The 20426-nt window shown below is 51.5% G+C and carries 22 protein-coding genes; 8 read left to right on the plus strand and 14 right to left on the minus strand.

Annotated features, from left to right (window positions below; all coding sequences use genetic code 11):
• The first annotated feature begins 19 nt into the window (after window positions 1–19).
• Entirely contained in the window at window positions 20–949 is a 930-nt protein-coding gene (locus R9X49_RS01060) for a ParA family protein (protein WP_262273871.1), read from the plus strand.
• Window positions 946–1341, plus strand: a complete 396-nt coding sequence (locus R9X49_RS01065; protein ID WP_319846869.1) for a hypothetical protein — start codon at window positions 946–948, stop codon at window positions 1339–1341. The genes R9X49_RS01060 and R9X49_RS01065 overlap by 4 nt, the downstream gene beginning before the upstream one ends.
• A 30-nt stretch (window positions 1342–1371) precedes the next feature.
• Here the strand turns inward: R9X49_RS01065 and R9X49_RS01070 are convergent, their stop codons facing one another.
• Complete coding sequence (locus tag R9X49_RS01070) at window positions 1372–1536, minus strand: hypothetical protein (protein WP_262273870.1); 165 nt, start codon at window positions 1534–1536, stop codon at window positions 1372–1374.
• 239 nt (window positions 1537–1775) lie between these two features.
• Between R9X49_RS01070 and R9X49_RS01075 the strand changes: the two genes are divergently transcribed.
• Together R9X49_RS01075 and R9X49_RS01080 are read left to right on the plus strand one after the other, a co-directional pair.
• The gene (locus tag R9X49_RS01075) at window positions 1776–1970 is read left to right on the plus strand and encodes a hypothetical protein (RefSeq protein WP_039308002.1); all 195 of its coding nucleotides are present in this window, start codon (window positions 1776–1778) and stop codon (window positions 1968–1970) included.
• Window positions 1971–2131: 161 nt separating this feature from the next.
• Window positions 2132–2593 carry a hypothetical protein gene (locus tag R9X49_RS01080; RefSeq protein ID WP_319846870.1) on the plus strand — a complete coding sequence of 154 codons (462 nt, stop codon included), beginning with the start codon at window positions 2132–2134 and terminating at the stop codon, window positions 2591–2593.
• 114 nt (window positions 2594–2707) lie between these two features.
• Here R9X49_RS01080 and R9X49_RS01085 read toward each other — a convergent pair whose 3' ends face one another.
• The 9 genes from R9X49_RS01085 to fecI form a co-directional block, all read right to left on the minus strand.
• Window positions 2708–2950, minus strand: coding sequence for a hypothetical protein (locus R9X49_RS01085; RefSeq protein WP_319846871.1), 243 nt, complete (start codon window positions 2948–2950; stop codon window positions 2708–2710).
• 1224 nt (window positions 2951–4174) lie between these two features.
• Entirely contained in the window at window positions 4175–4804 is a 630-nt protein-coding gene (locus R9X49_RS01090; protein ID WP_319846872.1) for a glutathione S-transferase, read from the minus strand.
• A gap of 195 nt (window positions 4805–4999) precedes the next feature.
• Entirely contained in the window at window positions 5000–5767 is a 768-nt protein-coding gene (gene fecE, locus R9X49_RS01095) for a Fe(3+) dicitrate ABC transporter ATP-binding protein FecE (protein WP_319846873.1), read from the minus strand.
• Window positions 5768–6727: a Fe(3+) dicitrate ABC transporter permease subunit FecD gene (gene fecD / locus R9X49_RS01100; protein ID WP_319846874.1), complete on the minus strand. Its 960-nt coding sequence runs from the start codon at window positions 6725–6727 to the stop codon at window positions 5768–5770. It abuts the gene before it with no gap.
• Window positions 6727–7722, minus strand: a complete 996-nt coding sequence (gene fecC, locus R9X49_RS01105) for an iron-dicitrate ABC transporter permease FecC (protein WP_319846875.1) — start codon at window positions 7720–7722, stop codon at window positions 6727–6729. Before fecC ends, fecD begins: the two co-directional genes overlap by 1 nt.
• Window positions 7719–8633 (minus strand): Fe(3+) dicitrate ABC transporter substrate-binding protein FecB, encoded by a 915-nt coding sequence (locus R9X49_RS01110; protein ID WP_319846876.1) that lies wholly within the window; start codon window positions 8631–8633, stop codon window positions 7719–7721. Before R9X49_RS01110 ends, fecC begins: the two co-directional genes overlap by 4 nt.
• Before the next feature lie 82 nt (window positions 8634–8715).
• Window positions 8716–11064 (minus strand): TonB-dependent Fe(3+) dicitrate receptor FecA, encoded by a 2349-nt coding sequence (gene fecA / locus R9X49_RS01115; RefSeq protein ID WP_319846877.1) that lies wholly within the window; start codon window positions 11062–11064, stop codon window positions 8716–8718.
• Between the two features lie 92 nt (window positions 11065–11156).
• Window positions 11157–12113 carry a ferric citrate uptake sigma factor regulator FecR gene (fecR, locus tag R9X49_RS01120; protein ID WP_319846878.1) on the minus strand — a complete coding sequence of 319 codons (957 nt, stop codon included), beginning with the start codon at window positions 12111–12113 and terminating at the stop codon, window positions 11157–11159.
• Window positions 12110–12631: a ferric citrate uptake sigma factor FecI gene (fecI, locus tag R9X49_RS01125; protein ID WP_319848560.1), complete on the minus strand. Its 522-nt coding sequence runs from the start codon at window positions 12629–12631 to the stop codon at window positions 12110–12112. Before fecI ends, fecR begins: the two co-directional genes overlap by 4 nt.
• A gap of 312 nt (window positions 12632–12943) precedes the next feature.
• Between fecI and R9X49_RS01130 the strand changes: the two genes are divergently transcribed.
• The 4 genes from R9X49_RS01130 (at window position 12944) to R9X49_RS01145 (ending at window position 17742) form a co-directional block, all read left to right on the plus strand.
• Entirely contained in the window at window positions 12944–14566 is a 1623-nt protein-coding gene (locus R9X49_RS01130; RefSeq protein ID WP_319846879.1) for an EAL domain-containing protein, read from the plus strand.
• A gap of 120 nt (window positions 14567–14686) precedes the next feature.
• Window positions 14687–15028 (plus strand): zinc ribbon domain-containing protein YjdM, encoded by a 342-nt coding sequence (locus R9X49_RS01135; protein ID WP_319846880.1) that lies wholly within the window; start codon window positions 14687–14689, stop codon window positions 15026–15028.
• A 134-nt stretch (window positions 15029–15162) separates the two neighbouring features.
• Entirely contained in the window at window positions 15163–16248 is a 1086-nt protein-coding gene (gene mltB / locus R9X49_RS01140; RefSeq protein ID WP_319846881.1) for a lytic murein transglycosylase B, read from the plus strand.
• 768 nt (window positions 16249–17016) lie between these two features.
• Entirely contained in the window at window positions 17017–17742 is a 726-nt protein-coding gene (locus R9X49_RS01145; protein WP_319846882.1) for a sulfite exporter TauE/SafE family protein, read from the plus strand.
• On the opposite strand, the gene R9X49_RS01150 is transcribed toward R9X49_RS01145, so the two are convergent.
• From R9X49_RS01150 to R9X49_RS01165, 4 genes are all read right to left on the minus strand, one after another.
• A complete protein-coding gene (locus R9X49_RS01150; protein WP_319846883.1) occupies window positions 17739–18632 on the minus strand; it encodes a LysR family transcriptional regulator in 894 nt (297 codons plus the stop codon). The two genes, R9X49_RS01145 and R9X49_RS01150, sit on opposite strands and share 4 nt — an antisense overlap.
• Before the next feature lie 80 nt (window positions 18633–18712).
• Window positions 18713–19420, minus strand: a complete 708-nt coding sequence (locus R9X49_RS01155) for a GGDEF domain-containing protein (RefSeq protein ID WP_319846885.1) — start codon at window positions 19418–19420, stop codon at window positions 18713–18715.
• Entirely contained in the window at window positions 19407–19859 is a 453-nt protein-coding gene (locus tag R9X49_RS01160) for a DUF1987 domain-containing protein (RefSeq protein ID WP_319846886.1), read from the minus strand. The genes R9X49_RS01155 and R9X49_RS01160 overlap by 14 nt, the downstream gene beginning before the upstream one ends.
• A gap of 1 nt (window position 19860) precedes the next feature.
• Window positions 19861–20415 (minus strand): SiaB family protein kinase, encoded by a 555-nt coding sequence (locus R9X49_RS01165; protein ID WP_319846887.1) that lies wholly within the window; start codon window positions 20413–20415, stop codon window positions 19861–19863.
• Between the last annotated feature and the right edge of the window lie 11 nt (window positions 20416–20426).

Consider the following 20426-nt stretch of genomic DNA (forward strand, 5'->3'; position numbering starts at 1 on the left):
TTAAACTAGAGAGGATAATATGGAAATAATTGCTGTTATAAATTATAAAGGTGGAGTCGGTAAGACTACAGTTACTTCAAACTTAGCGGCAGAACTTGCTTTTCGTGGGAAAAAAGTTTTAGTTTTAGATATGGATGCTCAGGCCAGTTTAACTTTTTCTTTTTTAACCCCTGATTATTGGGATGAAAATTTAAAAAATAGCAGAACTATAAAGAATTGGTTCGACTGTATCAGTCAAGGGGAACAAACAATGCCCCTTTCTGAACTTCGAGTTAGGCCTTATTCTGTTAATAAAAGATTCAATACAGGTGGTTGCTTGGATTTAATTTCCTCTCACTTGGGACTAATTAATGTTGACCTAGAGTTAGCTACATTATTAAGTGGGGCCAGTCCAAATCAAACAAGGAAAAAATACCTTAAAGTTCATGGAAAACTCAGAGAGGAGTTGCACTTGCTTGGAAAGGAAATGAATTACGATTTGGTTTTAATTGATTGCCCTCCTAATTTTAATATTGTGACGAAAAATGCACTGATTGCATCTGATAAAATATTAATTCCTGCCAAACCAGATTATCTTTCTACACTAGGGATCGATTATTTAAAACGTAGTGTTGATTCATTAATAAAAGATTTTAATTTCTACGCTGAGAAGGATGATGAGTTCGATAAGGTTAACCCGGAAATACTTGGTGTTATATTTACCATGATCCAAATCTCCTCTGGAGAACCTATTTCCGCTCAAAAGCAATATATTTCTCAAACTAAGAGGCTTCATGTTCCTGTTTTTGAAACTACATTTAGGGAAAATAAAACAATTTTTGCAGATGCTCCTCGTGATGGTATTCCCGTTGTCCTTAATTTGTATTCAAATCATACACATTCCGATATTGTTGATGAGATCGAAGAGTTTGTTAATGAATTCTTGAAGAATATTGAGGAGGGGGTATGAGTGAATTTAAAGTTTTTAAATCAGTATTTAAAGAACTTCAAGATGCTGTTAGTTATTTGACAGACTCTGACTTTGATAAAATATCTTCTGGTGATTATCATATCGTAATAAAATTACAAAAAAATAAGCAATCTAATTTAGAGGGTTCAGGAGGAAAGAATGGTCTTGATACAGATGGGGTTTTATTGATATTAAATAGTATTGATAGCAGAGAAGAGGGCGTTAAATTTCTTGAGGAAAGATTAAAAACGAAGATTAATTTTGAAAGGTTTGCGAGATCGATTGATGTTGCTGTAATGAAAAGTGACCGATTAGAAAAAATCAGAGATAATATAATAGAGTCGACAATTGGTGCAAGGCTGAGATCAGAAGCTATACAAAACAAAAAATGAAGATAGCCGCCGCAAGGCGGCTAATTTTTTTTAAACTTCAGAATGATAATTCCGATACAGGCAGTCGAGCCTTTCCCAGAGGATGAACGTCAGGATCTCTTTGACCTGCGACTGTTTGGTCTCGATTACTGCGTAGATCAACGCTCTGCACTGATCAATGATTTCTTCTTGTTCTAGCGGGGTGTTATCGAACATAACTCACCTCCGTAGCTTGTTGCCAGAACAGATTAAAATAACGTTTAACTTGTTTAAGGTGCTGATCTTCCAGAAGGGAATTGCTAGACTTGCTGATAGCCATATCGTTAACCTCTTAACGGTGTGGTTAGCCCCTGTCTGGTATTGCATTACCTTTCAGGGGCGAAACTGGTGATGAGTGTAGGGTTTGTGATAGGGTACGTACCTATGAAACCAAGCATAGTTAAAAAGGTACGTACATGTCAACGATAAAACGTGATACGAAGAAATCTTCGTCAACAGGTAAATCACCGACTTTCCAGATACGCATCTCGCCTGAGCTACGTGAACAGCTAGATGAAGTCGTAGCAAAAGAAGGTGTCAGCCTCGGCAACTGGTTCAAAGAACTTGCCCGTCAGGAATTGAGAAAGCAGGGGATTGAGCCGAAGGGCTAATATTAAATATATTCGTTACTTACTATCCGAAGCTCATTCCAGTGAATGATTTAACATTTACTAAATAAATTTAATACATTCGGCAATGCTAATAAAATTCAAACATTAAGTTAGGTCATTGTTGTGAAAAATTATTGGCATTACCTGCATTGGGAGCAAAAATGGGACATTTTATCACACTACTTATTGTTGCATTAGTTAGCGCATGCTCTGGTGCTTACTTGACCCTTCTCAAGGGTAAGAGAGAACGGCTATGGTCAGATCGATATGAGGCACTCAGAGAAATTGTTCTTGCCCTTGGGACAGTCGAATCTCGGTTTTCTTCTTCACACATGGGGCTGTTAGGTGTCAGTGTAATTAGTCGGGCAGAGAGTAATAAACTATCTGAGGAGTGGCCTGTTGCTATGCATACGCTTCGCCAGAATATAGCTAAGCTCAGACTGTTGTTTAAATATACTGACATTTCAGCATTTGATGAGGCAGTTGTTGAACTCAATTCAGCCTTCACGGATGTATATCATGGTAATCCGGTTGATATGCCAGAACACCATGAGGCTATTGCTATTAAGGCTAAAGCGGCAGCAGAGGCTGCTATAGCGATAGGTCAGAAACATTGCCTCTGAATATCGGTTTATTTTGCTACAAAATATAGCAAGATTGAACTAATAAATATTAGCTCACCACAACAATGATTTATTAACCACAGAAGGGCGTTTCTGCCCCTCTGTAGTTCCATCTTATTTTGTCGCTTGTGCTAACACCGTAGCAGCAAGCTGTTTTGTTAGCTCTGCTGAGCGGGGATTATCAAGAGCTTTAGCAGCAATAGTTTCCATTTTATCGCTGGTGTGGCTGGAGGCTGCTCGTTGAGAAAGAGCTGAGGCCGCAAGCTGTTTCTGTAATTTAGATGCATTCGAGTTGTTTAAGGTTTGACCAGCAATAGAAGCAATTTCACTCGACGTTTGTTTAGGGTTTTTTGCCATGCTTTAATCCTTTACAGAGGTTTATAGGTCTTATGTAGTGCTGGATTTAATTTTTTGGCACTACATATAGTATTTAAGATAACCCTGACCGTTTCGCTTTACAATGCCGACTTTAAACTTTGCTGTATAAATTTACAGCGTGTCGTTGTCTTGGCATTTTATCCTGAATGCTAGGTTTATTTTGATTTTTTTCAGACTATTTGGCTGGCATTTTTGGGCGTTATTTATTCTTTTTTAGTGTTTCAATACAGGGGATTGAACGGAAGGGGTAACGACACTTTTATTCCTGAAAATGTAGCCTAGGTGTATACTAAAAATCAGTAATTAAAAAATTATCCTATATTTATCAATAATTAATATATAAAAATCAATACTGCTGCATCATGGGGGTGTGGGCAGTGAAATCCTTGTCGGTAGAATCTTTCATATTGATTTTACTCAGTCTTAACGCTTTTGTTCGTTCAGGTGATGGCGCAGGGTCGGATGGTCAACCTTGCTGGTGGCGTGTCACCTGAGCATTGAAATGGAATGCCAGAAGTATACTGACTGACGGATGAAAAACATCACCCGCGAATGCGTTATCTTACCACCGGTGGCCGTTATTTGGCGTCAGACGACGTTACCAGACTGAGACAGGGATGCGTATGCGATTTTTCCACTATTGCTCCGGCGCGCGAGTCGGCTCGCAAGTTTGCCTGGAAAAGGTATAAGGTCGATAAGGTGAGGATTAAGTCAAATCGGGGAACAATCAATGTTATTGAGCTTATAATGGGGGGACATTTCTGCCTAATGCCGCAATCAACCATAGGGTAAGATTGCAGTAGCAAAGAAGGTATCAGCCTGGATAACGCGTTAAAGGAATCTGTCCGTAAAGTGTTTCGCAAACAGGAATTGAGCCAAAGGGCGAAAATTTAGCTGATTAGCAAAACAAACAGCCAAGGAAATGGTATTAATGGTTATCAATGTTCTTTAACGTCAAGGATGCGAAATATGGACAATTACCTAAATAGAAATAGCGTTAATAATCAATATTTTTTGGCTATGGCTCAGGCAGCCGCGTTTGATCTAATAAAGGCGGCCAGAATTGTTTCCTCTCGCCATATTAACGATCTCTTTCTTAAAGCAAAATTTGAGGATGAAATTCGGCGTTTCCCACAATAGTCTAGGCGCGCGAGGCCGCTCGTAATTTTTCTAAAGTATGGCGTTATGCCTCGCGCTGATCTCTTATTCTGCGCGTGATTCAATGTCCTGAACTTTCTGCCAGCTAGGCAGGTTTTTCAGGCGCAGCGAGTAGCGCTGAATATTCGGGAATCGTTCTCCAGGAACGAGCCGTTCGACGACAGTATTAATCACGAAGCCCAGCATAATATCCGCGCCGCTCAGTTTATCGCCCACGATAAATTCCCTTGCAGACAGTATGTCGTCTAAAAATGAAAAGACTTTCTCGAATTCGTTGTCAGCGTAATCCTCAAGGAAATTCAGCGTGGTGCCGGTATTTTTTTCAAACTCGCCAAAGATCTTCAATAAAACCGGGAGCATGGCGGAGCTTTCCGCAAAGTGTATCCATTGCAGATAGTCAATGTATTCGGCCGAGTTTGCATCCGGGGCCAGATGTTTTGCATGGCGATTGATCAGGTATTCAACGATAGCGCCGGATTCTGCGATGATCTTGCCATCTTCTTCAAGCAACGGCGATTTACCTAAAGGATGTATCGCTCTCAATGAGGCTGGTGCTAAATGCGTTTTTGCATCCCGCTGGTATCTGACTAGTTCATAAGGTATCCCCGCTTCCTCAAGCAGCCAGAGGATACGAACAGACCGTGAATCATTAAGATGGTGCAATGTTAATCCCATATCGCGTTTCCTTAAGTCCTGATGGTTTGAGCTCGTCGCCATGATGTTGTTCCCACTGCGTGTGTTGATTCCATGTCATACAGGCAGAGTAACGGTTCCGGTAGTTTGCGGCTAACAAGGCTATTTTTGAGGGGGCATAAATATTTTTATGAGGTAATAACGACCATGAATGATGGACAAAAACGTGACCTGCCATCACCGCACCACACACATCGGTTGGCCTGATACGGGGTCGGCGTGGATCTCCGCCTCAATGCTGAACACCTGCTGGAGTAATGCCGGTTTCATGACCTCGTGCGGTGAACCCTGCGCCATCACGCGCCCGCCTGCCAGAATCACCAGATGATCGCAGTAGCGGCTGGCCTGATTCAGATCGTGCAGGACGGTCACGATCGTTTTGCCAGCCTGATTGAGTTCACGCAGCAGCTTCATTAACTCGACCTGATGATTGATGTCGAGGTAGGTTGTCGGTTCATCGAGCAGGACGACGGGCGTATCCTGCGCCAGCAGCATCGCCAGAAACGCCCGCTGACACTGTCCACCGGACAAATCGGTTAACCGCTTGTCGGCGAGGTCGACGATGTGCGTTTTCTCCATCGCGAGCTGCACGCGCTGGCGATCGTCCTGCGATAACCGTCCCCATAGCGATAGCCAGGGGCTGCGTCCGTAGGCCACCATGTCACGCACGGTGATCCCCTCTGGCGTCAAATGCTGCTGCGGCAATAGCGCCAGATGGCGTGAGAGCTGGCGGGCAGAGAACGCAGAGAGCGGCTTGCCGTTGAGCTGAATAGCGCCGGATTCCGGGGTAAGCAGTTTGGCGAAGCACTTCAGCAGCGTTGATTTACCGCAGCCGTTGGGGCCGAGCAGGGCGGTAATTTTTCCGGCGGGTAGCGACAGCGACAATCCGTCAAGAATACGCTTGTCGCCATAGCCCGCCGTCAGGTTTTGTGTTGTCAGTTCCATTTAGCGCATTCTCACGAGAAGCCAAAAAAACCAGGGCGCGCCGATAATGGCGGTGAGCACCCCTGCGGGTAATTCCATCGGCGGGTTCAGCGTGCGTGCCAGCAGATCGGCAAGCAGCAATACCAGCGCACCAGCAGCGGCAGAAGCAGGAAGGAGCCAGCGGTGCCGTCCCCCCACCAGATAGCGGATCAGATGCGGTACCACGAGGCTGATAAAACCGATGGGCCCGCAGACGGCCACGCTGGTTGCGGCGAGCGCGACGGCAAGCGCCAGCCCCCAGAACTGAATGCGCCTGATGTTGACGCCCAGCGTGCTGGCGCGGTCGTCGCCCAGCGCTAACAAATCCAGATCGCGGCAAAATCGCAGACTGAGCGGAATGAGCACGCAGAGGACAGGCAACGCGACCATGACGAATGACCAGTCGCGCCCCCACAGGCTACCCGTCAGCCACAGCAGCGCGTTGTTGATATCCTGTGGGCGAGAGAGAATCAGGTAGTCGGTGATGCTTGCCCAGGTCGCGGACAGTGCGACGCCGATCAGTGCCAGCCGCATCGGGGATGATGTTCCTGCAATCAGTCTCAGCAGCAGTAGCCCGGCGATGCCGCCAAGGAACGCGAGAAGCGGCAGCCAAATCACCGGCAGCGCAGGCACCAGCATCAGTGCGCCGACGGTCGCCAGACTCGCCGCGTGGTTCACGCCGAGAATATCCGGTGATGCCAGCGGGTTACGCACAATCCCTTGCACCAACACGCCGGAAATGGCCAGCGCGGCGCCGACAAACAGCGCCAGCAGCACGCGTGGCAGGCGATACTGCGTCAGCACATAATGATGTTCGCTGGCGCTGTGCCAGCCGCTCATCAGCGCCGACCACGGCAGCGGAATCGCGCCCATGCGCAGCGACAGAAGGCCGGTCGTCAGTAGCAGCAGTGTAATCAAAACAAACACAATAACGGGGCGCATTATCCTCGCCTCCTTGCCAGCCAGACGAAACAGGGGGCACCGATGAGCGCCAGTACCGCACCGGCAGGCAGTTCGCCCGGCCAGGCGAGCGCGCGGGCGAGCAGATCGGCCAGTAACATAAACGCCGCTCCCATCAGCATGCTCATTGGCAGCAGCTTTCTCTGGTCGTAACCGATCCAGAAACGCGCCAGATGCGGTATTAGCAGGCCGATGAATGCCACCGGGCCAGCCACGCTCACACAGGCACCCACCAGAAGCAGCACCGCCAGATTGAGGATGAGACGCAGTCGGCCTAAGTTAACGCCCAGCGTATGGGCGCTCACGTCACCGATATTCAGCAGATTAAGCTGGTTAGCCAGCAGCAGAACAACGGGAGTGACGGTGATGAAAAATGGGAAGAGTTGCCAGAATTCGACCCAGCGCGCGTGCGATACGCCGCCCGCCAGCCAGTAAAAAATGCCATAGGCGTGATCTTCCGCCAGCAGGAGCGTAATCCGCGTTAAGGCCATACACAGGGCAGAAAGTGCGACGCCCGCCAGAATCAGCCGATTGCGGTCGAGCGTTTGTCGCCAACCGCCGCCTGCGGCCATCACGACCAACCAGCACAGGCCGCCGCCGCAGGCGGCAACAAAAGCGATAGGGTAGCCGGAGAGTGAAGCGCTGAACGCGCTGGTCAGTGCCATCGCCAGCGCCGCGCCGCTATTGATGCCCAGCAATGCAGGGGAGGCGAGAGGATTATGGGTCAGGGTCTGAAGCAGAGCGCCGGATAGCGCCAGACTGGCGCCGATCAGAACGGCCACCAGACTGCGAGGCAGGCGCAGGTTTAACACCAGCGCTTCGGGTAGCGAGGAGGGCGTTCCTGTTATCAACGCCTTGACGGCACTCAAAGCGGGAATGGGGATCGCGGAATAACAGAACAGACTGAGCCAGAACACGCTCAGCAGTGCCGCTATCGGTAATCCCCAACGCCAGAATGGATGAAAGCTTTGCCTCATTGCTCGCTGCTGACGCTAACAGGCTGATGCTTAAAAATCTTCACCGTATCGCTGCCGATGCGTTCTGCTGCAAAAATGCCGCGCATCCGCGCCCAGGCGTTGCTGTCTACGGTGGCAATCTGCTGTTTTTGCTGTGCTTCCAGCAGGTTCCAGAGCGCATCCTGCTGCCAGCGTTTGACGATACTTTCTTCGCGGTAGTGCGTCACAATCAGCCACTGTGGGTTAATCGCCAGCAGCTGTTCCAGATTGATCGAGGCCATAGGGGCATTATTAATCGGTTTGGGTACGCTCAGGCCGAGTGCGGCCAGCACGCTGCCAGTGTAGGCGTCGCTGGAATACAGGTTAAACTGCTGCTCGCGCGAGGTGCCGAAGACCACATTCGTCCCTTTGGGAAGCTGATCGGCGTAGGCTTTCATGGTCTCGCGGTGCTGAGCGAGACGAGCCTGCATCGCGCTGTCTTTCCCCAATACCTTGCCGATGATCTCCGCAGAGTGCAGGTTCTCTTCATAGGTTTCGTTGCGCGACTTCAGGAGCAATACCGGCGCAATCGCCTTCAGCGCCGTGTAAATGCCGCTATGGCGGCTGCTGTCGGCAATAATCAAATCAGGCTTCAGCGCGCTGATGGCTTCCAGACTCGGCTGCGCGCGCGTGCCTACGGAATGCCAGGGTTTTAGGTGCTCACGGACATTTGCCAGGATCCGGTCTGGATCGTTGTCATCGGCGATGCCGACCGGGCTGACATCTATCGCCGCCAGCGCATCGGCAAAAGAAAGCTCCAGTACCACAATGCGCTGAGGCGGCGTGTCGAGCGTAAAGGAACCCTGCTCATCCTGCACTGTTACCGCATTGGCGCGGCCCAGTCCGAACAAACAAAGTGTCGCAATCAGTGCGACGCGAATCAGGTCAAACATAGCGTAACTCCCACTATTATCGTGATCGAATAAGTCACGATTGTTAGTCATGCCGGGCAGATGCCCGGCGAGTGTGTGGCGATCAGAATTTCAGCGAGCCCTGCATATAGAAGGTGCGGGGCTGACCGGCATAAATCCCTTTGTTGTTGTCATCGCTGTTCGAGCGCGTGTAGTAATCGTGGTCGAACAGGTTTTTCACACCAAAGGCCAGATTGAGGTCAGAGAACCGTGGGCCAAAGTCGTAGGCGGCACGTGCGCCCCACAGCATAAAGCCGGGGATACGTCCGGCGCTGCCATCGGCGCTTTCAGCAACGGTGTTGGCGTTATCGGCGAACTGGCTAGACTGGAACTCGCTGTTCAGGTTGAACGTCCAGTTGCCCGGCTGGTAATCGACGCCGAATCCTCCCCGGTGTTTTGAAGAGAAGGGCACCTGATTACCGTAGGTGTCGCCCGCTTCGCGAATTTCAGCATTCACATAGGAATAGCGCGCATAAACTGACACCGCGTCTAAGCGGGGTGACAGCTCGGCGAGGTGATAACGTGCCTGTGTTTCCAGCCCGGAATGGCGGGTTTTCCCGCGCGTGGTAACGGTGTTGTTGGTCTGATTGGAGTCATACTGGTTATTAAAGTTAACCAGGAAGATGCCCATTTCTGCCGTCAGCGCGCCGTCGTCGTAGCGGGAACCGACTTCCCAGGTGCGCGCTTTTTCTGGCTCCACTTTGCCGCTTTGAGCAGCCTTGCCAATTCGGCTGTACTGTACGGTACCGAATGATCCTTCGGTGTTTGCATAAAGATTCCAACTGTCGTTAACGTGGTAGAGCACGTTCAAAGCGGGCAGCGGGGCGTTGTAGCTGACCGCTTCGCCCGTGCCTTTCAGCGTGTTGTCCTGATGAGATTTGATGTGCTCAAAGCGCATTCCCGGCGTAATCGTCCAGTTGCCGATATCAACACGGTCATCGATGTACCAGGCGTGCGCTTCTGTACCCGCGCGTGTTTCTCGGTCGATGGGGCTGCTGGCACTTGGCAGCATCTTGCTGGCGGTGTTGGTGAAGTAACGCACCTCATGAGTGGATTCACTGACATAACGGTAGCCGACGCCCACTTCATGCGCGGAGGAGCCGAGAGTAAAGCTTTGGCTGTAGCGGGGTTCGATGCCGCGTACCCAATATTCGCGTGGCGACAGGGTGATGATCGAATTCTGTTCCAGATAGCCGCTGCGCAGCGTGCGCGTATAGAAGCCCTGAATATTGAACTTATGCTGCTGATCCGGCTGATATTGATAGCCCAAACTGGCAAGCTGACGACGCCCCCAGAAGCGATCGTATGGGCGCGTTGATTGCCAGCGGTCAGCGCTGTAATCGGCGCGGGACAGGCCGCCCGGCATATCGGCGCTGCCATCGTAATATTGCAGCAGGCTGTTAAACGTGTGCACCTCGTTTGGCGCGTAGCGGCTTTTCAGCATCACATCGTCAATGCGCGTCGCGCTGTGCTCGCGCCAGTCGCTGCCGCGCGTGCTGGAATAGAGCAGCGCTGAACCAAAACCGTTATCCGCCGTGCCGCCAATGAGCAGGTTGTGGGTTTCTTTCGGGTTGTGCTGTGAAGAGGTCGGGCTGTGTTGGCCTTCTACGCCAGCGCTAATGCTAAACTCTTTCGGGATCGCCCGGGTGACAAAGTTCACGACCCCACCGACGCTCTGCGGCCCGTAGCGCACGGCACCGCCGCCGCGTACGACATCAATGGCGTCCATATTGCCAAGTGAGATGGGCGCAAGGGACAGCTGCGGCTGACCGTAAGGGGCAAACGGCACCGGAATACCGTCCATCAGGACGGTGGAACGGCTGGCGAGACGTGGGCTGAGGCCGCGAATACCAAAGTTCATAGCCAGATCGTGGCTGCCCGTGCCGTTATTTTCCGGCGCATATACGCCCGGCATACGGTTTAAGACATCGCGCATGGTGGTGGCGCCGGTTTTGGCGAAATCCTCACGGCGGATGACGTCTCGGGCACCCGCGTGTTCAAAGACGTCGTTTTCACGCGCTTCACCCAGCCAGTCGCCAACGACCGTCAGCGTTTCTTCCGCTGCCGCTGGGATCGGTTCGAGCGTCCAGGCGTTATCGCCCAGCGCTTTCAGTTGCAGACCGCTACCCGCAAGCAGGGCTTTCAGGCCGCCATCAACGGTGTAGTCGCCGTGCAGCCCGTTGCTGCGTTTACCCTGCGTCAGGCTGGCATCGACCGACAGCGTAATCCCGCTGCGGGCGGCATAGTGGTTGAGTGCTTTGTCTAAATCGCCAGCAGCAATATCGTAGCGTGCGGTGGCGGGCGCAGTTGCCGCGTGAGCCATCCCTGTCGTGATACCGACTGTCGACAGCAGGCTGAGCTGTATCGCCATGGCTAAAGGGGTTGCTTTACGAAAGGCGCGTAAAAGCGTCATAACATCTCCATCATCATTTTTGTTCTCTATAGCTAAGTCGAACGAGAGGGAGCAAAAGGACAATCAAGAATGATAATTTTTTTCGTTATCGTTTAGTTTGCGGGAAGGATGTTGACCCAGTAGCGAGTAATGTACTGAATTTTAACCGGAAGTGTTTTCTCTATGACCTGCAACACCGTATCGGTATTTTTTAACGGGAAGGTGCCGCTTAAGCGCAGCGTCGCGACCTCTGGGCTACAGCGCAGCACGCCGTGACGATAACGCGATAGCGTCGCCATCACTTCGCCGAGCGGTTTATTGCTGAAACTGAGGATACCCCGCGCCCAGTTGCTGTCTTCTTCCTCTGCGGATTGGGTTTCACCCAACTCCCGCGCGCTGAAGCGCAGGCTTTCACCCTGACGCACGATGCGCTCTTGGCCAGGATCCTCTGCCAGTACGACTTTCACCGCATGTTGTTGCACGCTCAGCACCGTGCTGTCTGCCTCCTGACGAACCGTAAATTCGGTGCCCAGTGCAGTCAGTTGCCCCTGCCGCGTCTGCACGTGAAAAGGACGGTTGCTGATGTCTTGTCCGGTAGTAATCGCGATTTCGCCATACCAGAGGTGAATACGCCGCTGCTGCGGATCGAAGCGAACATCGACGGCGCTCTCTGTGTTAAGCGAGAGCAGCGTCCCGTCTTCCAGACGCTGCTGGCGGATTGTGCCTTTCGCCGTGGTGTAATCGGCGCGCAGGCCCGTTCCGGTGTCGGAACGCCAAAGCTGCCATCCGCCGCCAACGCCCAACAGCAGCAGCAGGCCTTTCATCACGCGGCGGCGAGTAAGCTGGGTATCCTGAAGGGCGCGGTGGGCGACGTTGCCGGGCACGACGCTCATCTGACTGCGCAGGTTTTCTACCTGTAGCCAGGCCCACTGGTGATCCCGATTTTGCTCATACCACTGTTGCCATTTCTCAGTTTGCTGCGGGCTTACGCGTTCGCCGCTCAGTACCGCATACCAGTGCGAAGCGGAGCGCAGAGCCTGACGCTGGGAATCGGTCAGCGGAATACTCACAGACCGTGCTCCAGACGAAACAGCAGGCAATGCTCAGTAGCCTTGGCAACGTACTTTTTGACTGAACTGACGGACACATTCAGCCGCGTGGCGATCTCAGCGTAGGCCATGCCGTCAAGCTGGGAAAGCAAAAACGCCTGCCGCGCTTTGTGGCTCAGGCCATCGAGCATGAGATCCACCTGCTGGAGTGTCTCAAGCTGCTGTTGCTGGCTTTCCGGGGAGGGCGCAAGCGCCTCCGGCAACTGCGCCAGCATGTCGAGATAGGCTTTTTCCAGCGCATTGCGGCGAAAGAGATCGACCATCACGCGTTTGGCTACGGTACACAGAAAGGATTTTGGATCGCGGATGTCGGTCAGCGATTCGCCGTTCATCACGCGCAGGAAGGTATCCTGCGCAATATCATCGGCATCAAAAGAGGAGTGGAGCTTGCTCGTCAGCCAGCGCTTCAGCCAGCCGTGATGCGAACCATAGAGCGATTCGAGCGTCAGTTCAGCAGAGGGAGTGGCGTGGTCAGACATCATGGTCAGAAATAGCAAAGCGTATCGGCGGTCAATAATAGGGTGCTATGTTAATATGATAATGGTTCTCATTACAATTAAATCACAAGGTGATATCGCCAGAAAAAAATAATAGAAAGCAACTGGCTGTTTTTTAAGGTAAATGGGAAAGAAAATAGAAAAGTAAATAGCGAGGTCGTCTTTACCTGAGAGGAGGCGCAGAGTCCGACAGTTATCGAGGTCTTAAAATCAGAATTATTTGAGATATCGGTACATGGTCGGGAAGGGTTGTGTGCTATGTTGAATTTCTCATTATGATGACGCGTCGCTCCTATGAAAAAAAGCCTGCTAGCCTATTTTCAAACGCTCTATTTTAAGAAAAGTTTTTTCTTATTGTCCGCCAGCCTGCTTTTTATTCTGGCTTCGCTTTTTGCATTGGTGCTTGTGGTTTATTCAACTTTCGCGCTCAGACAGTTTGAAAGCGAAGTCGATAATTTTTCTAACGTCACGGTTGAACATGCCGGAAAAATAATTCTGCAGGCGACGTCCGCACTCGATATTTTAGAAAAACATATTCCACCTTATTGCGATAATCCGCATCTGGGTTTGCTGCGTAAGATCGCTTACGACAATGATTATATTCAGGACGTGGTTTATATTGATGGGAATCGGCCTCGCTGTTCTTCGATGCTGAGCGAAATTAATACCATGTTTCTTCCTGCGCCCGATTTCCGCTATGAAAATCGTTATGATATCTGGTACAAAACTGAAAGCCCACTGAACAAAAATAAGACGATGATTTATGTTGGCGCAGCGCGTCATCTTGTGGTTCTGAATCCACGTTCATTTCTGGATGTTCCTTCCTATAGCTATAATATCCAGTATGCATTGCTGGAGAAAAATAAGCGGGATGGGCGGGTTATCCTGTCAGACTTGATGAGTAGCGATGTTTATTCTCGCTTAATTGCGGGGGGAAATAACCCTGATAGATTTTATATTGGCGATAAATACTATGTTCAGAAACCCCTATCAAACAGCGATCTCGCTCTGGTAGTGAGTGCAGAACGCGCTATAAGTCTCTCATTCTACCTAAAGATTTTTTTCTCTGCGTTGCCCGTTCTTCTGCTGCTTTCCCTGATTCTGTCCACCATCATCTTCAGAAAATCACTGGCAATTCAGAGCCCACGCTATGTTCTCAATCAGGCGCTGAGGCAAAAAGAATTTGAATTGCATTATCAGCCGATTATTAAACTGGATACCGCTCAGATCGTGGGATGTGAAGCGCTGATACGCTGGCGTCAGGCGGACGGGCGCCTGATTACGCCGGACTCTTTTATTCCCATGATTCGTCAGGTTGGGCTAATGAAAGAGTTAACGTTTTTCGTCATTAATGAGGCGCTACAAACGGCCAGCATACTGAAGAAAAGTTACCCTGCGATGTTTGTCTCCATCAATCTTGAAGCGGCGGAGTTTGAAGACATGTCCGTTTTCAATTATCTCGTCGAACATATTGCGGCGCACGATCTCGAGGGTGCCAATGTTAATGTCGAATTAACCGAATCCTCCATGATCGAACCCCAGAAAGCGGCACCGATGGTGGAGCTGTATCAACAACAAGGCATTGATGTCGCCATTGATGATTTTGGCACCGGATATTCCGGGCTGTCGTATCTTGAGCGGGTAAAAGCCAATAAGCTTAAAATCGACAAGTCCTTTGTTGGGAATATTAATGATCACTCGCCGACCGATATTGTGCTGTCTCATATTGTCAGCATGGCGCACTGCCTTAATCTGCATATTGTTGCTGAAGGGATTGAGACCCCGGTTCAGGAAGCCTATCTGAAAAGTCTGGGCGTTGCTTATGCGCAGGGTTGGCTGTATTCCAAAGCGCTAACGCAAGAAACCTTGATGGCGTTTCTGGCGGCAAGGGGCGAAACGGTGTCGGATAGGCAGTAAAGTCAGGATAAACGCTGCTTCACTATCAAAAATATGCATAAAAGGGTAAAATATCGAAAATATGGTAGTTACCTAATGATATTTATTACTTTTTTATTGTAAATTTTTCAGGAGTTTATCATGCAACAGTTACCTCATTGTCCGAAATGCAGTTCCGAATATACCTGGCAAGAAGGCGAGATGTTCAACTGCCCGGAATGTGGAAATGAGTGGTCCGCAGCAGACGATGCGGTGGCGCAGGATGAGGGTTTAGTGGTCAGAGATGCTAACGGCAATCTGCTGGCGGACGGCGATACGGTAACGGTTATTAAAGACCTGAAAGTAAAAGGCAGTTCGACCCCGCTGAAAATCGGCACCCGCGTGAAGGGTATTCGTCTGGTGGAAGGCGATCACAATATTGATTGTAAAATCGATGGTTTCGGCCCGATGAAGCTGAAATCCGAGTTTGTGAAGAAAAACTGATTCGGGTGTGATGGCGTGCGCCGGTCTGCTATCTGGTCGGCGCTGCACTTTTTCACCTCTGGCTGGTTTTTTCACATCAGACAATCCTTTACCATAGCGGGTATTGATTTCTTACCTGGCTATACGGATATCTGATGCGTCATTTGGTTCGTTTTCTCCCTCTGCTTGTTTTGCTCTCGGCCTGTAGCAGTCAGCCGGCTCCTCCCCCCGCAGAAGCGCCTTCAGGTAATCCTTTTAAAGGCGGTTTCCTGCTTGAACCTGCACACAATGTCCATCCGTTAGGCGGTGATTTTGCGACTAACCCGGCCACTGCACGGTTTGTCGATAAAATGGTGCTGGAGCACGGTTTTAATCGCCAGCAGCTGCATGATGTGCTGGTTCAGGCGAAAAGCCTGGATTGGGTCATTCGCCTGATGGATAAACAAGCCCCGACATCGCGTCCGCCTTCAGGTCCGAACGGTGCCTGGAATCGTTACCGTAATCAGTTTATTACGCCAGACAACGTCCAGAACGGCGTGGCGTTCTGGAATCAATATCAGGATGCGTTACAGCGCGCCCAAAACATTTACGGCGTTCCACCTGAGATCATCGTCGGCATTATTGGTGTTGAAACTCGCTGGGGCAGAGTGATGGGGAAAACGCGCATCATCGATGCATTGGCAACGCTGGCGTTTGATTACCCGCGACGTGCCGATTACTTTTCGGGCGAGCTGGAAACCTTCCTGCTAATGGCGCGTAAAGAAGGCAACGACCCGCTCAGTCTGCGCGGCTCTTATGCGGGGGCGATGGGGTATGGGCAGTTTATGCCATCATCCTTCAAGAACTACGCGGTGGATTTCGACGGCAACGGGCATACCAACCTGTGGGATCCGGTAGATGCGATTGGCAGCGTAGCCAATTATTTCAAAGCGCACGGGTGGGTGAAAGGAGCGCCTGTGGCGGTGCAGGCAAACGGTCAGGCGCCGCTGCTGGCGAATGGTTTTAATACCCGCTACTCGCTCACTGAGCTACAGGCTGCGGGCTTAACGCCACAGCATTCGCTGGCGGGATACAGTGAAGCCAGCCTGCTGCGTCTGGATATCGGTACGGGGTACCAATACTGGTACGGCTTGCCGAACTTCTACACCATCACGCGTTACAACCACAGCACGCACTACGCGATGGCCGTATGGCAGCTAGGCGAAGCCGTAGGCCGCGCTCGCCAGAATCAGAGCTACTAAGCTCAGACCGTTGACAAACCTATTTGCCGAATGAAAACGGGAGTAACGGAATAGAAGAGTAAAGCGTTTGCGCCAGGGACAAAAACGTCAGGAACGTTTTTGAACGTCGCTCGCGACGGCCCTGAAAGGGTGAATCTCACGGATGAGATTCATATCTGCGCAAGCCGAGCGTACATGGACGTATTCACAGCGTCTTTACGATCTATCCGTTATTCCCGCTCTCGGACTTTGTCAGCAATCTCTGCTACTAAGATTTTCCCTTTACAGGCTGTCTCTTCGTCATATTTCCAATGCAGACGCAGAGACAGTTTCGTGCGCCATAACGCTGTTATTCATATGCTATACCGTATACGCGCCCGACGCAGGGCGCTCAGTCGCCGCCGCCCTGCGAACCCAGGCTTCTGGCATAAATTATGCCGCTGCGCGGTGCCATCGGCGTTCGTGACCGCTAACCGAGCCGCCAGTGACGCGTTCCCTACGCGGCACTGGCTTTCGCGACGTCCTGTCGCTCACTCGGCGGTCACGCCCACCGCCGCATAATTTTTTACGCCAGATAACGACAATCCCATGAGCAGTCGCCGCATCGCATGCGATGCGAAATCTCACTCTTCCTAATCCTCCCTTTGCCTCAAATTTTCCCTGAATCACCCTCAATACAATCCGCATAGACAGCCTTGTCGCATCGTTGGAATATTCATTCGTAGCGTTTTTTTATTCTTTCCTATCTTACTGTTTTATAAAAATATGCTTTGTAAACCGAGGCGATGAATGACGACGATGATGGTGGTGTTCCTGCTGGCTGGGATGGTGAAAGGCGTGATTGGCCTGGGGTTACCGACAATCGCGATGGGTTTGTTAACGCTGGTGATGCCCGCTGCCAGCGCAGCGGGGCTGTTGATTGTCCCGTCACTGGTGACCAACATCTGGCAGCTTGCCTGCGGCCCCGCCTTTCTTAGCCTGATTAAGCGGTTCTGGACGCTGTTTGCCGGGATTATTATCGGGACGCTCTGGAGTGGCCTGCCGACGTTAACCTCGTCATCGTCATGGACGAGCGCGGCGCTCGGCGGCATTTTGGTGGTTTACGGCCTGTGGGGGATTCTGGCGACCACCTTGCCGCAGCCCGGCCGTCATGAAGTCTGGCTGTCGCCGCTGGTGGGTTACATCACCGGGGCTATTACGGCGGCAACGGGCGTCTTCGTGATCCCCGCCGTGCCTTACCTGCAATGCCTGCGACTCAATAAAAACGATCTGGTACAGGCGCTGGGGCTGGCATTTACCGTCTCCACGCTGGGTCTGGCGCTACAGCTAATGCAGGGAATCGGGCTACAGGGCATCGATCTCTGGCAATCGATGCTGGCGCTGATCCCCGCGCTACTGGGCATGATGATGGGACAACGCCTGCGCCACGCGATTAGCGAGCAGGTTTTCCGGCGCTGCTTCTTCCTCGGGTTGATAGCACTGGGTGGATACATGGCCGTGCGCGGACTGCTTTAAGCAACGTTCTCTGCCGTAATAAACGCCACGAAATCCTGAACATAGCCGGGCAGCGCGGAAAACTGGCGGGCGCAGACAACCAGATTACGTGTCGCCCAGTCGTCTGACAGTGGGATCGTGCGGATGTCCAGTCGCTCCATCATGCGATGTGCGGCATGGCGTGGAAGAATGCCAATGCCGATACCGCTGTGAATCACCTGCGTAACGGCATCGAAGCTGGCAAGACGCACGCGATAATTCAGGCGTTTCCCCAGCCTTCTGGCGTGCTCGTCGATGTGCTCCTGTAGTGCCGCGCCTTCGCTAAGCCCGATAAATTCGGCGTCGGCAAGGGTGGAAAAGGCGAGCTGCTGTGCGTCAGACCAGATACTGGCGCGGGGAACCACAACCACCAGTTCGTCCTGACGGAATGGGCGTGTTTCCAGTCCATCGAGCGGTACGGAGTCGGCCACAATGCCGAGATCGGCGGTTTGATTGCGGATAGCATTGACGATGTCGCGGCTGAGTTTTTCATTCACCGATACGGATATCTGCGGGCAGACCACCAGATAGCGACCCAACAGGGCGGGTAAATATTCATTCAGCGCTGCAGAGTTGCACAGTAGCGGAATATGGCCGCGCAGCCCCTTGCTGTATTGATGTAATTCGCTGCGCATATGTTCTACCTGGCGCAGGATGATGTGGGCATGGTGTGCGAGTGAAAATCCCGCGTCGGTGAGTGAGACGCCTGCCTTTGACCGCAACAGCAGCGGTACGCCAAGTTCGTCTTCCATGCCGCGGATGCGTTCGCTGGCGGCCTGTACCGTCAGGCTGGACGCCGCTGCGCCGCCGGTAATGCTGCCTGCTTTCTGAATATTGAGAAACAGCCGGAGATCGGTTAAATCGAATCGCATAGCGGGAATCTATCTCGGAGGAGCCGATACCCACTATTATGGTCGTGAGTCAGGGCGACGGCAATCGCCCAGCCCGCGACTTACTGAAATTCCACTCTATTTCTTCCCTTTTCCTTGGCCTGATAGAGTGCGGCATCCGCTGCGCCATAGAGTGCATCGAAACTGGTTTTCTGCGGTGCCCAACTGACGCCGAAGCTGGCGGTAACGCGCTGTTGCGGCAGTACGCTGAGCGGCATTCTGTTGAGATCCTGATGAAGGCGGCTGGCGAGCGAGACAGCCTGCATCAGCGTATGCCCTTCCAGCAGGATGGTGAACTCTTCACCGCCAACGCGGCCAATACTGCTCGTGGTATTCAGCACGTGTTGCACGCGTGATACCAGATCGCAGATTACGGCATCGCCGGTAGGGTGGCCGTAGGTGTCGTTCACCTGCTTGAAGTGATCGATATCCAGCACGATGAGCGCCGCCTGATTGCGTTCCAGCGCGTGGTTGATGCGTTCAATGATCGCGCCACGGTTATACACGCTGGTCAGCGGATCGTGGCTGGCCTTGTACTCCAGTTCGACCGCCAGTTGATTGAGCTGGGCGTTCAAACGGTTCAGCTCCTTCTCCGCTCGATCGCTGCGTGAAATCAGGCGGTGCGATTCCCGTACCAGCCGCTGGTAGTGGTCGGTTAACGCCAGCAGCGTGTCGCGATAGACTTCGGCTGGCCTTTCCTGCTGGTTAGCAATGTTGCGCGCAGCGAGCAGAATGTCGTATTCCGGTGTAAACAATTCAATTGTGCTCATGGTTATCACTCAAAATCGTGCTGTGAAAGGTCAGGGCAGGGAAGTCAATGTGCAGTTCTTCACCAAATTCTTCCGCAATGTCGTCGTCTTTGTCGTAATACCAATACAGGGCAATCGATAGCGACTGTTCAGCAGCCTGATTAAGCAGGTTGAATAAACTGAACAGCATCTTGGTGCTGGAGCTGTTGAAATAAATCAGGGAGACGTGAATTTCGATGTTCGGCAGTGCCTCATCCGGCGGCATCGTTTCCGCGTAGGTCGTCAGCGTGTGCAGATACGCCTCAATCTCCGTGAGCAGCGGGCGATAAAACGCCGCGGCATTTTCAGGATAAGACTCGCCGGAAAGATAAAGACGGTGTGTGTCAAAGTGAAAATCAACGGTCGGGGTACAGGATGTCCCCGAAATATGGAGGTTGCTTATGGTCGTTATATTTTTCATGTCAAATGATTGCCTTCAGATAAAACGTAGATAGCCCCGTTGATGCGTCGGCCCGAAACGTAAACTGGAGTGGCTCACTGGCATCACGCGCGACGGTCAATAGCCCCATATCCGCACCTTTGCTTGATGACGGGGTTTCATCGCGCAGAGAGGCCTTATAGGCGAGTCGGATTTCATCAAGTGTCATACCGCGCAGCGGTTCAAGACGTCCCCGCAGCATCTCGACATCGTCGGGGTGTACCGGGTTGGCGCACAGCAGGAAATATTTCCCATTTTCGTAACCCAGACAAACGGAGCCATGGCGAACCTCGACGGGCTGATCGAGCGCCGTTAGCGGGGCGGCGGAATAGCGAGTAATGTTCTGCACCATTTCGACGAAGGTTGAGAACAGTCGGCGACGGATACCCGCAGGAAGCTGCTTTTTCTCCAGCTGTAGCCGCATGGTTTCAGCCAGTGAACTGATGATGTTTTGTGAAAAATAGCCCACATAATACAGCGTGATGTCATGCTGGTGCGAGGGCGAAAAAAATTCAGTGTATTTGATGTTTGGCATCATTCTGCCTGCCT

The sequence above is a fragment of the Pectobacterium carotovorum genome (assembly GCF_033898505.1).
Classification (GTDB): domain Bacteria; phylum Pseudomonadota; class Gammaproteobacteria; order Enterobacterales; family Enterobacteriaceae; genus Pectobacterium; species Pectobacterium carotovorum_J.